Raw genomic sequence first — 12216 nt, 5'->3', positions numbered from 1 at the left:
ATGAAAGGAGGAAATGAAAGTGGAGAATAGATCAGAATTAATTATTCAATATTTGAAAGCTTATAATATGCTTGAAATTTTTTCAGGAATAAGTACTGATTATTTTCAAGTAAATCATTTTGAAAAAGGCAAGCTTATTTGCAATATAGATGATGAAATGGATCGTTTGTATTTCGTTGTTAAAGGTAAAGTAAAAGTTTACACGATTACACCAGAAGGAAAGAAACTCATCCTTCGTTTTATTAATCCATTGGCAGTTGTTGGCGATATTGAATTAATACAAAAAAGTAAGACGCATAATGTCGTTGAAGCTTGTTCAGATGTTGTAGCTATCTCCATTTCTAATACAGTTATTAGAAACAAGTTATTACATGATCCTATATTTATGAACTTCTTGTTTGAAAACATTGCGAACACGTTAAAAATATCGACCCGTTTTACAGCTCTTAATTTACTTTATCCTGTAGAAGTACGTGTAGCTAGTTATTTACTTTCAATTTCAACAGATAGTAACGGGAATATGTATAAAGAGGATTTGGATTCAACTTCGGTATCAAGTATTGCGGATTTTATAGGAGTAAGTTATAGGCACGTAATTCGGGTGTTACAAAAATTTTATAAAGAAAAATTAATTGAAAAGAAAAATGGAGTTATTGTAATTAAAGAATTTTTTAGAATGAAGGAAGTTTCTAAAAATAATATATATGAGTAATGAAAGGGAGAGGAAGATTTTGATTGGATTTAGTTTAGCTATATTAGCTGGAATATTAATTAGCTTACAATCTGTTTTTAATACGAAAGTGAATGAAAATGTAGGACAGTGGTTAACAACTACATGCGTTCTTGGAATAGGTCTCATAAGTTCTGTTATATTTTATATCATTACAGAGAAAAGTATTATCATTAATTTTTATACTGCAAATTATTTATTTTATATAAGTGGATTGTTTGGCATTGGACTAATTATTTGTATAATGGGCGCAATAAAGAGTTTAGGTCCAGCGTATACGGTGTTAATTAGCCTTATTACTCAATTAGTCGTTGCATTGTGTATCGATACATTCGGATGGTTTGGAATGGAGAGCGTACCATTACAAATAAATAAATTAGTTGGAATAGGTCTATTAATTGTAGGGGTAGGAATTTTTAAAAATCTTTTTTCGAATAAGAAAGCTATTAAAATAAATGAGCGATAAAGAGAGAGGATAAGTGATTTAGTATATGTTGCAAGATTTTATAAAGTTTTTTGGTTAATCTAGTAACAAACGAAAACCTTAAAACCCACACCAGGATAGGAATGTATAAAAAAATAAATAGAGTCATAGAAAAAGAAAAAGGCAGATCCCCACTTTCACAAGGAATCTGCCTTTTCCTTGCTACCGATAATGATGCGTTATGTTAATTGAGCATGAATGTGGTATACAATAAATTAGAGGTGAAAATTATGAATCGAGAACAAGCCATTCAAATACTTGAAAAATACTCTCCTATGCCTGATGACGAGGATTTAACTGAAGAAATGATAGATGAATACGCAAGTGCAATTACATATTTTGAGGAGAATCCACATCCAAGTTGCATAGAGCCTATTATGATGACCTTTAGTTTAGATGATTGTTATGGTGTATATGACCATGCAACAGGTGTATTATGTGAGTTTAGTAACGATGAGGTAGTACCATACCTAATTAGAGCTATACAAGATAAACATGAAGGTAGAAGATACTGGGGAACAGAAGTAGCTAAATTCTTTCCGGATATAAGATTAATTAGTTCTTTATTGACTTGTATTGACGATCCAAATGATGAAATTCGAGAATATGTAGCTTACGTATTAAGTAAGATTGGTGATAAGTCAGTTTTGCCTGTATTACTTAATAGACTACTAAAGGAACACAATGAAGATGTTTGTGAGGAATTAAAACAAGCTATCTCAAAACTAGAAAGACTTAAATAACTTCCGAGAACGAGAATTATGTAAATGAGCTGTCCAAATGGATGGCTTATTTTATTTTTGCTTAGCGTGTTTTTCTTCAAAAATGCTGGCGATACGCCAACGCCAGCATTTTAAGAAACTTATCGTTCACCAAAACGAAAAAAATTTGAAGTACTTCAAATTTTTAGCTAGATGACTATGTATCGGTCCCCCATAATAAAAAGGCAGGAACATATCAAATATGTTCCTGTCTTTGATTTAATTAAATTAAATTTAACATCTATGACCTAAATATAAATTTATTGAGGTCTTTTTTTTGTTGTTTTTGTAGTTATGTGAACTAAAGTAGAGGAGTATTAGAAGTGGTTTTAGGAAAGAAGAATATGGCCGGAAATAAAATATTACTAAACATATATAACTAATGAATGCAATGTCTTTTTCAGTTATTATGTTGTAAATCATTTTATGATAAAATCTATTACATAATTAAATAAAGGGGTAATATTCTGTGGGTTATTTCTCAAATAGTTTATTAGTTTTGTTTGTTCTTATCGTATGTAGCTGTATGATTTTTGGTTGATAATATAATGATAGTCTTATATAAAAGAAGTTAACTCTGGTGAGGTAACTTCTTTTTATTTTATGTTGAGAAGGAATTCTATTTTTCTTATTGAAGTTTGTACTAGTTATTTTCACGTCGATCAGAATTTTTTTATAAAGGGTAGTTTTATGAAATATAAACAAGCCAGAGAATAGGGAGTATTACATGGAAAATAGTATACGCTACACAAGTGAACATCCTACAGATTTTAATGGATTATTAGTCTTATACGAATCTTTAGGATGGAATTCTCTTAAATTAACGGTTAACGAATTGGAACAAATGTGTAAACAAAGTTGGTATGCAATTTATGTTTTTAAAGAGCAACAATTAATTGGGATGGGGCGTGTTATATCCGATGGAGTAATAACAGGTGTTATTTGTGGTGTATGTGTATTGCCAGAATATCAGTCCATTGGTATTGGAAAAGAAATAGTAGAACGATTAATCCAGCACTGTGAACAAAACAAGGTTATTCCGCAACTAATGTGTGTAGATAAATTGCAATCTTACTATGAAGCTATAGGGTTTCAGGCATTCTCTATTGGGATGACAAAACAAATTATAAGATAGCAGGGCTTTAAATTCTCGGTGTAATCGTACATATTTTCAAACTTCATTATAAAGGAGAATTACTGTATGGAGATTGCTAAAGGAGTAGGAATGCTATATCTTGAGTTTCAAGAGTATATTATTCACCCGATTCTTTTATGGGATGATGAAATGGCAGTTTTAATAGATACTGGTTTTCCTGGACAATTTAGAGATATACAAGTAGAGATGGAGAGGATTGGGGTATCATTTGAAAAGCTAAAAGTCGTGATTTTGACGCATCAGGATATAGATCATATAGGTAGCCTTCCTGAATTATTGGAGAACGGTGTAAGCGATATTAAAGTTTATGCGCATGAGCTAGATAAGCCATATATTGAGGGGGATTTACCTTTATTGAAAGATGGAAATGTAGAGAATCCACCAAAAGGAAAAGTAAGTACTACTGTGATTGATGGGCAAGAACTTCCATATTGCGGTGGGATACTAATCCTCCATACTCCAGGGCACACACCGGGTCATATAAGTTTATATTTGAAACAAAGTAAAACTCTTGTCGCTGGGGACTCTATGTATAGTTTGAATGGAAAGTTAGGAGGAGTTCATGCCCCAACTACACTAAATGTAAAGGAAGCACAACAATCTTTAGAGAAGTATTTAAATCTAGATATCGAATCTGTAGTTTGTTACCATGGGGGATTAAGTAAGGAGAATATAAATGTTCAACTTCAAAAATTGTAAAAGTTGAGGATAAATTTTTTTTGTTAAATAGTGCTAAAGTATCATCTGAATACTAGTATATAAATAAATAATAAAAGAGCATGTTTGAAAAAAATTCAAACATGCTCTTTTATTAAAGGAAATCTATTTAATTTTAATGACTTAACCCATTCCAATAAAACGAAACGATTTCTTTTGCTAATTCATCTATATTTGCAAGAATAGGATTGTGATTTTCATCTTTAAAATTCCCGATTGATAATAAAGATACGAATGCATGAGCCGTAAATTTAGCGTTTCCTTTCGGGATTTCTCCAATTTGCATTGCATTATCGAGTGCCTTTTCTAATACTTCATACATGCTATCTTCAGCATTTTTTAATTGTTTCAATTGCTCTGCAGATAACGATAGTTTTGCATCTTTCATAAAGTTCTTCATATCAATATCCATCGTTGCGTGTAAGTATACTGTAGCAAAGTCCAATAATCTTTCTTCTAAATTCTTATTTGTAGAGAGGATTTGATCCATATTTTCTCTTATTCGCACCATCATTTGAATCATAGTAGCGGTAAATAAATCCGCTTTTGTTGAATAGTAATAGTAGACGGTTGCTTTTGTAACACCACATTCTTTCGCGACCTCATCCATCGAAACAACTTGATAATTTTGAGTGAGAAATAACCTAGTTGCAACTTCTAAAATGATTTCTTTTGTAGATTTTGTATTTTTATTTTGACGAGGCCTTCCGAGAGGACGTTGTTTTTGTTCCAACTACATTCGCTCCTGACATTTATTATTGAGATAATTATAACATAATTTTTAATCATTCTTGATTAATTAACTGACCAGTATATATAATTAATATTGGAAGGAAAAAGGAAGGTGGGTTTTTATGAAAAAGCACCCGTTACATATGTTAGGAAAGCTTGTAGCAGGGAAGAATACGCAATGGATAACATTATCGGTATGGATTCTTATTACATTAGTACTTTCATTTACGTTACCACAAGTAAATAGTAAGAAAGAGCCGAATCCGAAAAATTTACCTGAAACAGCTATGTCACAGCAAGCTGAAGCACTTATGAAAAAAGAATTTCCTAATAATGCAGGAAATCCGTTGTTAGTAGTATGGCATAGAGATGGTGGATTACAGTCAAAGGATTATAAACTCATACAAGACGTTTATAAAGAATTAAAGGCCAGTCCTTTAAAAGAACAATCAACATTACCACCATTTGATACAATTCCAGAGCAAGTATTATCAAAAAGCGCATCAAAGGATGGTACATCATTTGTTACACCGGTATTCTTTAATAAATCTGCTGGAACGGATATATTAAAAGGTAATTTAGAAGAGTTACGAAAAATAGTGAATAGTAAAGTGGAAGAAGATCCATTCAAACAAAAGATAAGTGATTCTGGTTTACATGCTCGATTATCTGGACCTGTAGGTATTCAAACAGATGCAGTTAGTTTATTTAGTCAAGCAGATGTGAAATTATTAGTTGCTACCGTATTACTCGTATTAGGTTTATTAATTTTATTGTATCGTTCACCAATTTTAGCAATTTTACCTTTACTTGTTGTGGGATTTGCATACGGTATTATTAGTCCTACACTTGGTTTTTTAGCCGATCACGGATGGATTAAAGTAGATGCCCAGGCGATATCAATCATGACAGTATTATTGTTTGGTGCTGGAACGGACTATTGTTTATTTTTAATTTCGAGATATAGAGAGTACTTGTTAGAAGAAGAAAGTAAATATAAAGCGCTGCAACTTGCGATTAAAGCATCTGGCGGGGCAATTATAATGAGTGCCTTAACTGTTGTACTGGGATTAGGAACATTATTACTTGCTCAGTATGGTGCCTTTCATCGATTTGCAGTACCATTTAGTGTTGCTGTATTCATAATGGGGATTGCTGCTTTAACAATTCTTCCGGCATTTTTATTAATTTTCGGCAGAGTTGCATTCTTCCCGTTTATACCGAGAACAACTTTGATGAATGAAGAGTTTGCAAGAAGGAAAAAGAAAGTAGTAAAAGTCAAAAAATCAAAAGGCCTATTTAGTAAAAAACTTGGAGATATTGTAGTACGAAGACCGTGGACAATTATAATGTTAACCGTATTTGTATTAGGTGGATTAGCTTCATTCGTACCGCGCATTCAATACACTTATGACCTATTAGAATCATTTCCAAAAGATATGCCTTCACGTGAAGGGTTTACGTTGATTAGTGATCATTTTTCGGCTGGTGAACTAGCACCTGTAAAAATTGTTGTTGATACGAAAGGAAAAGAGCTTCCTATTAAACAAGAAATTGAGAAATTTTCTTTTGTAAATACAGTGAAAGAGCCAAAAGAGGGAAAAGACAATAAACAAATACAAATGTATGAAGTTTCTTTAGCGGAAAATCCGTACTCTATTGAAGCGCTAGATCAAATCCCTAAATTGAAAAATAGTGTAGAAAAAGTATTAAAAGATGCGGGGATTAATAATGTTGAAGATCAATTGTGGATTGGTGGAGAAACAGCGTCACTATATGACACAAAACAAATTACGGAACGTGATGAAGCAGTTATTATTCCAGTAATGATCAGTATTATAGCTTTACTATTACTTGGCTACTTACGATCAATTGTAGCGATGATTTATTTAATAGCAACAGTTGTTTTATCATTCTTCTCTGCATTAGGAGCAGGATGGATATTACTTCATTTTGGTATGGGAGCTCCAGCAATACAAGGTGCGATACCGTTATACGCATTCGTATTTTTAGTTGCTTTAGGTGAAGATTATAATATCTTTATGGTTTCAGAAATATGGAAAAATAGAAAGAATCAAAGTCATGTAGAAGCTGTAAAAAATGGCGTAATGCAAACAGGAAGTGTCATTACATCAGCAGGTTTAATTTTAGCAGGGACTTTTGCAGTGTTAGGCACACTTCCAATTCAAGTTCTTGTCCAATTTGGTATTGTAACTGCAATTGGTGTATTACTAGATACATTTATTGTAAGACCATTACTTGTACCAGCAATCACAGTTGTTTTAGGCCGCTTTGCTTTTTGGCCAGGGAAACTTTCTAAAAAGAGAGAAGAAGTACAAAAATTGGATATATAATAGAGAAGAGCCAAGGATATTTTCCTTGGCTCTTTTCTATGTAGTTCATTAATTTTTTGAAGTCAAATCATCAGTTACAACGTGATCAGCATCTTCAATGGTTGTTTCGGGCATTCCATATAAGCCGTTCATTGCTTGTTCTTCGATATTAAGATTTGCAGTATTATTATTATTTTGGATAGAGGTAGTGTTTTCGATAACATTTTCTTTTTTATTTACACTTTTGTCATTCATGTTTGAATCCTCCAAACGTCATTTGATTTATCCCGCATTAACGGGCAGTAAGACCTCCACCTCAAAATTCGGCGAAAACAAAGAAGATCAACTGCCCGTAAAAGCCCGATTGGTTCAACTAATAATCAGTGGGGGATGAAGTGCCCCTCCACTGATTAAAGTTTCACTTTATTAATAGTATGTGGATGGATTTCAAGAAATATGTGAATGGATTTTTGCAAATGTTATATAATTAAATAAAAACTTGAGTATAAATTTAAACTATAAGGAGTGAGCAAGTGTGGTGAAAACAAGAAAGTTAGCCTTCTAAAATAAAAATGAAATTTTAGGAGGCTAATGAAATGAAGTTTCATGTAATTGACAGAGCAAATTGGAATAGAGAGCAGTATTTTGAACATTATTTAAAATTAAAGTGTTCGTTTAGTATGACAGCGAATGTTGATATTACGATGATGCTAGAGGAAATACATCAAAAGGAAATTAAATTTTATCCGACTTTTATTTATGTAATTTCTAAAGTGATAAATAAACATACAGAATTTCGAACATGTTTTAATGATGAAGGAGTTTTAGGGTATTGGGAGGAAATGATACCTAGTTATACAATCTTTCATAAAGATGATAAATCTTTTTCAAGTATATGGACGGATTATTCTAGCGATTTTCACATTTTCTATAAAAACTATGAAGAGGATATGAGATGTTATGCTAATGTTCATGGTTTCTTCACGAAAGAAAATATTCCGCCAAATGTTTTTCCGATTTCTGGTATACCTTGGACTAGTTTTACAGGATTTAATTTAAATATTAATAATGATGGTGATTTTTTATTACCAATTATTACTTGTGGGAAATATTTCAATGATGGAAGCAGGGTTATGCTACCTGTTTCATTGCAAGTACATCATGCGGCTTGTGATGGATATCATGCGAGTCAATTTATAGAGGATTTACAGGAGCTAGCTAATACTTGTAACGAATGGCTTAAGTAATATCTAATTATTAATTATATAAAATTGAAAATGAATAAGCGTTAAAATAAAAAGAAGAGAACATACGTATATTACATGTTCTCTTCTTTTTATTCATTCATACTAGGTAATGGTGGAAAATATAGGTTGATTTGTAGTTTAATAGTAAAGAGAGTGATTGGTTTTAATTTTCTTTATTTTATAATTATTTAAGGGTTCAAATGTTTTAATAGGGGGAAGGTAAAGTGAAATTCATACGTATTGAAAAAGATGAAAACCTAATTAATAATATGGCAAAATTGTATTGTAAAGCATTTGAGAAAACAAATTTTACTGAAATGATTGAGAGAATGAAAAGACATATAAAATATGTAGATTTTAAAGGTATAGTAGCAATAAATGATGAAAATGAAGTAGTTGGTTTTACTTATGGTTATCGCTCAATGGGGGGACAGTACTATAATCAATTAATGAGAGAAGCATTACATCTGGAGCAAGTAGATCAGTGGCTGCAAGATTGTTTTGAATTTGTAGAGTTAGCGGTTCACCCACAATATCAAAATGAAGGTCTTGGAATGAAGTTACATAATGAATTATTAGAAGGGATTTCAAATAGAACGAGTATTTTAACAACACAAATAAACAATGAAAAAGCGCGTTCTTTATATAAAAGATTGGATTGGGTGGATGTATTAGAGCCATTTCACCCAAGTGAAAGTGATGTTCCATATGTAATAATGGGAAAAATATTAAAGACAAAAGTAAATTAATAACTATATCGTTCACACAAGTAATCGGATTATAACAATGAAGGGGAAAACAAAATGACAATAATTTCTATAGAAAAAGCTACAATTTTAGATGCTGAAAAGTTAACAGAAATAATGAAAAGAACATTTGATGAAGAAGCGAAGCGATGGTTATACGGCCAAGATGATGTAATTGATTATAACATCCAACCACCAGGCTATTCTTCAATTGAAATGATGAAATATTCAATCGAAGAATTGGATTCTTACAAAGTGATAATGGATGAAAAAATAATTGGGGGAATTATAGTTACGATTTCTGGTAAGTCGTACGGTCGAATTGATCGTATTTTTGTAGAGCCTGTTTATCAAGGAAAAGGAATTGGATCATATGTTATTAAATTAATAGAAGAGGAATATCCGAACATAAGGATTTGGGATCTCGAAACATCTAGTAGACAAATTAATAATCATCATTTTTATAAAAAAATGGGCTATGAAATAATGTTTAAATCTGAAGATGAGTATTGCTATGTAAAAAGAAAAAATGTAGATGCAGTTGGAGAGAACCTAATTAAAAATAAAGATATGAAAAATGGTCAATACGAAAACTGTAATTTGGTTAATACAGAATATTATCAAGTAAATTTAAAAAATAGTGCATTTGTTGGTAGTAATATAATGCATATGAATATGAGTAATTGTAATGTAAGTCAATCAAAGTTTAGAAATATAAATTTTAGAAGGTCCTCATATGCAGATTTAAATCTTTCTAGTAGTAAATTTAATTGGGTGACATTAGGTGGAGTGCAATTCCAAAATACAAGTCTTGGAGATGAGAAGGAACCTATTTCATTTGAAAACTGTGATTTGGAAGGTAGTACAATACATAATAGTAACCTGAAAAATATTGAAATAGTAAATTGTGATATAACTGGTATGAAAATAAATGGTATCCCAATAGAAAATTTGCTTGAGTTATATAATAAGGTGAAAATTTAAAGCGTATCGGTTGTTAGGATAAGATGTTTGGAAAATAAGTGTTATACCGAAATAGCTGTGTAAAAATAACATAAAGAAATACAGGTGAGAAAGGATTTAATGTAGGGTTCTAGAATGAGATAATATATTGGTATTTATATGGAGGGGGACGAATATGGGAATCAATATACGAGCAGTAGAAATACAAGATGCTAGAGCAATTCATCGTATATGTATACAGGATGAGGTTTTACCTTATATGGTTTTCTTACCTAGTATGCGTGTAGACGCTATGGAAAATAGAATTCGAAACTTAGCACCAAATCAATCTGAATATGTTGCAGAGTATGACGGGGAAGTAGTAGGTTTTATTGGCTTAACACAAAGTCCCGGACGAAGATCTCATTCAGGCGATTTATTTATTGGGGTAGACAGTGAATATCATAATAAAGGTATTGGCAAAGCACTTCTTACAAAAATGCTTAATTTAGCTGATAATTGGTTAATGTTAGAGAGAGTAGAACTTGGTGTTTTAGAAACGAATCCGAAAGCAAAAGATCTATATGAAAAATTCGGATTTGTAGTAGAAGGGGTAAAGGTAGGGAATTTGAAGGCTCACGGAAAGTTTATAAATGAAATTATGATGAGTCGTTTTAGACCTGATGGTTTAATTGTACATAATTAATATGTAAAAGCATGACAAATCAATGTCATGCTTTTTTAATTGTTATTTGCGATTCGGTAGTTTCGGTTGTAATAAAAATAATGTTAATCCAATGAAAATAATTGAAATTCCTAGTGCTTGTTGTAAAGTAATGCTTTCACTCAAAATAAAATAGGCTAGAATACAAGTTCCAATTGTTTCTCCTAAAATACTCATCGAGATAACAGTAGCACTCATCCATTTTAATAACCAATTAAAAATTGTTTGCCCTAAAATCGTTGCAACAAACGCTAAGCCAATAAAACACAACCAAGTTTGCGTAGAGTAATGGATGAAAGATTGTTGCTGCATATAAGCAAATATACCGAGAAAGCATGCACTACTTCCATAACTAATTACCGAATATGGTATAAGAGATAAATCTTTACGAATGTGTTGACTAATGAAAAAGTAAACTGTAATAATTCCGGCCGCCATAAATGCTAAAATATCTCCGTATAAAGCGTCGCCACTAATTTGGAAATCTTGCCAACCAATGACGATACTTCCTGAAATGGCAATGAGGCAACCGATAACCGCTCCTTTCGTAAATCTCTCTTTAAATAAAAAGTAACCACCAATCATTGAAAATAAAGGTTGTAACGTTACGATAACTGTAGAACTTGCTACGGAAGTATATTGTAAGGATTCAAACCATAGTACATAATGTGCAGCTAAAAATAGCCCGGATAGAAATCCGAATCCCCATTGTTTTTTCGATAATGTTTTTAGTTCGTTTCGATTCCTTTTATTAAATAGTAATAACGGTAACAGAATTACTGTAGCAAATAATAATCGATAAAAAGCAATGATTGCCGCAGGAGCATCTGCCAATTTCACAAAAATTGCTGAAGTTGATAAGGCGAATACACCGAAAAATAAGATGAAATATGAAAGAATAGGTGATTTCAAAGTCTGTCCCTCCGATAGAATGTTTATTATAATAAACTTAATACGATATAATGTACAAAGGTAAGTATATAAGACCCTGAGACGATAGGAAAGGATTAGTTGCCTTTGTTTAGTATGTCAGCACAAAGGCAACGAAACATGCAATATGATGGACGAAAGGAAGTTTTTACTATGATACATGATAGACTCGGACAAACTGTATTAAGTTATCGTAAGAAAAATAATATGACAATACGTGAATTTGCTGATTATGCAGGGATTAGTACTTCACTAATTAGTCAAATTGAACGAGGATATGCGAACCCTTCTTTAAGTGTATTGGAATTAATTGCGAAAGCATTAAATGTACCGCTATTTACACTTTTTATTAATGAGATTGATACAGATTCACTCATTTCTAAGAAAAAAGATCGAAAAAAAGTATATCGGGAAAATAATGATCACATTGTATATGATGTATTAACACCTGATTTTATGAAAGCACGTATTGAAATGTTGATGATGGATTTAAATAAAAAAGCAAACACAACGGAAAGTCACTACTCACATGAAGATAAGGAAGAGATTGCGGTTATCATGAAAGGGGAAGTGTATGTGGAATTAGAAGGAAAAGAATATTTTTTAGAAGAAGGTGATGTTGTGCGTATCCCGCCAAACGTGAAGCATCGATTTTTGAATAAAAGTGATGAATCGAATCACATTTTATTTGTATTAACGCCATCTTTAGGATGA

Annotated in this window: 14 protein-coding genes; 11 read left to right on the top strand and 3 right to left on the bottom strand. The window is 31.8% G+C overall.

What is annotated here, in order from left to right; genetic code table 11:
* Positions 1-19: 19 nt before the first annotated feature.
* The 5 genes from JDS80_RS20200 (at position 20) to JDS80_RS20180 (ending at position 3830) form a co-directional block, all read left to right on the top strand.
* On the top strand, positions 20-712 hold the full coding sequence (locus JDS80_RS20200; protein ID WP_414645845.1) for a Crp/Fnr family transcriptional regulator: 693 nt from the start codon (positions 20-22) through the stop codon (positions 710-712).
* Between the two features lie 19 nt (positions 713-731).
* Positions 732-1196, top strand: a complete 465-nt coding sequence (locus JDS80_RS20195; RefSeq protein WP_071745578.1) for a DMT family transporter — start codon at positions 732-734, stop codon at positions 1194-1196.
* Between the two features lie 212 nt (positions 1197-1408).
* Positions 1409-1957, top strand: a complete 549-nt coding sequence (locus JDS80_RS20190; protein ID WP_071745579.1) for a HEAT repeat domain-containing protein — start codon at positions 1409-1411, stop codon at positions 1955-1957.
* A 745-nt stretch (positions 1958-2702) separates the two neighbouring features.
* Positions 2703-3110, top strand: a complete 408-nt coding sequence (locus tag JDS80_RS20185; protein WP_071745580.1) for a GNAT family N-acetyltransferase — start codon at positions 2703-2705, stop codon at positions 3108-3110.
* Between the two features lie 66 nt (positions 3111-3176).
* Entirely contained in the window at positions 3177-3830 is a 654-nt protein-coding gene (locus tag JDS80_RS20180; protein ID WP_071745581.1) for an MBL fold metallo-hydrolase, read from the top strand.
* Positions 3831-3963: 133 nt separating this feature from the next.
* Here JDS80_RS20180 and JDS80_RS20175 read toward each other — a convergent pair whose 3' ends face one another.
* Positions 3964-4581, bottom strand: a complete 618-nt coding sequence (locus tag JDS80_RS20175; RefSeq protein WP_071745582.1) for a TetR/AcrR family transcriptional regulator — start codon at positions 4579-4581, stop codon at positions 3964-3966.
* A 121-nt stretch (positions 4582-4702) separates the two neighbouring features.
* Between JDS80_RS20175 and JDS80_RS20170 the strand changes: the two genes are divergently transcribed.
* On the top strand, positions 4703-6934 hold the full coding sequence (locus JDS80_RS20170; protein ID WP_199639850.1) for an MMPL family transporter: 2232 nt from the start codon (positions 4703-4705) through the stop codon (positions 6932-6934).
* 48 nt (positions 6935-6982) lie between these two features.
* Here JDS80_RS20170 and JDS80_RS20165 read toward each other — a convergent pair whose 3' ends face one another.
* Entirely contained in the window at positions 6983-7168 is a 186-nt protein-coding gene (locus JDS80_RS20165) for a DUF4021 domain-containing protein (RefSeq protein ID WP_071745584.1), read from the bottom strand.
* 341 nt (positions 7169-7509) lie between these two features.
* Between JDS80_RS20165 and catA the strand changes: the two genes are divergently transcribed.
* The 4 genes from catA to JDS80_RS20145 all read left to right on the top strand — a co-directional run bounded on the left by catA (position 7510) and on the right by JDS80_RS20145 (position 10554).
* The gene (gene catA / locus JDS80_RS20160; protein WP_071745585.1) at positions 7510-8160 is read left to right on the top strand and encodes a type A chloramphenicol O-acetyltransferase; all 651 of its coding nucleotides are present in this window, start codon (positions 7510-7512) and stop codon (positions 8158-8160) included.
* Positions 8161-8384: 224 nt separating this feature from the next.
* Entirely contained in the window at positions 8385-8909 is a 525-nt protein-coding gene (locus JDS80_RS20155) for a GNAT family N-acetyltransferase (RefSeq protein ID WP_071745586.1), read from the top strand.
* Between the two features lie 54 nt (positions 8910-8963).
* On the top strand, positions 8964-9890 hold the full coding sequence (locus JDS80_RS20150; protein WP_071771451.1) for a GNAT family N-acetyltransferase: 927 nt from the start codon (positions 8964-8966) through the stop codon (positions 9888-9890).
* Positions 9891-10044: 154 nt separating this feature from the next.
* Complete coding sequence (locus JDS80_RS20145) at positions 10045-10554, top strand: GNAT family N-acetyltransferase (protein WP_199639849.1); 510 nt, start codon at positions 10045-10047, stop codon at positions 10552-10554.
* 42 nt (positions 10555-10596) lie between these two features.
* Here JDS80_RS20145 and JDS80_RS20140 read toward each other — a convergent pair whose 3' ends face one another.
* The gene (locus JDS80_RS20140) at positions 10597-11484 is read right to left on the bottom strand and encodes a DMT family transporter (protein ID WP_199639848.1); all 888 of its coding nucleotides are present in this window, start codon (positions 11482-11484) and stop codon (positions 10597-10599) included.
* 171 nt (positions 11485-11655) lie between these two features.
* On the opposite strand from JDS80_RS20140, the gene JDS80_RS20135 reads away from it, so the two are divergent.
* Positions 11656-12216, top strand: coding sequence for a helix-turn-helix domain-containing protein (locus tag JDS80_RS20135; protein ID WP_071745590.1), 561 nt, complete (start codon positions 11656-11658; stop codon positions 12214-12216).

Origin of the sequence: Bacillus cereus group sp. N8, assembly GCF_016483685.1 — a bacterium.
Lineage (GTDB): Bacteria > Bacillota > Bacilli > Bacillales > Bacillaceae_G > Bacillus_A > Bacillus_A proteolyticus.
This window is presented reverse-complemented; position numbering and strand designations above follow the sequence as displayed.

Coding starts and splice junctions, on each gene's coding strand:
- JDS80_RS20165 (WP_071745584.1), bottom strand. CDS start 7,168: ATGAATGACAAAAGTGTAAATAAAAAAGAAAATGTTATCGAAAACACT.
- catA (WP_071745585.1), top strand. CDS start 7,510: ATGAAGTTTCATGTAATTGACAGAGCAAATTGGAATAGAGAGCAGTAT.
- JDS80_RS20170 (WP_199639850.1), top strand. CDS start 4,703: ATGAAAAAGCACCCGTTACATATGTTAGGAAAGCTTGTAGCAGGGAAG.
- JDS80_RS20145 (WP_199639849.1), top strand. CDS start 10,045: ATGGGAATCAATATACGAGCAGTAGAAATACAAGATGCTAGAGCAATT.
- JDS80_RS20190 (WP_071745579.1), top strand. CDS start 1,409: ATGAATGTGGTATACAATAAATTAGAGGTGAAAATTATGAATCGAGAA.
- JDS80_RS20180 (WP_071745581.1), top strand. CDS start 3,177: ATGGAGATTGCTAAAGGAGTAGGAATGCTATATCTTGAGTTTCAAGAG.
- JDS80_RS20185 (WP_071745580.1), top strand. CDS start 2,703: ATGGAAAATAGTATACGCTACACAAGTGAACATCCTACAGATTTTAAT.
- JDS80_RS20135 (WP_071745590.1), top strand. CDS start 11,656: ATGATACATGATAGACTCGGACAAACTGTATTAAGTTATCGTAAGAAA.
- JDS80_RS20150 (WP_071771451.1), top strand. CDS start 8,964: ATGACAATAATTTCTATAGAAAAAGCTACAATTTTAGATGCTGAAAAG.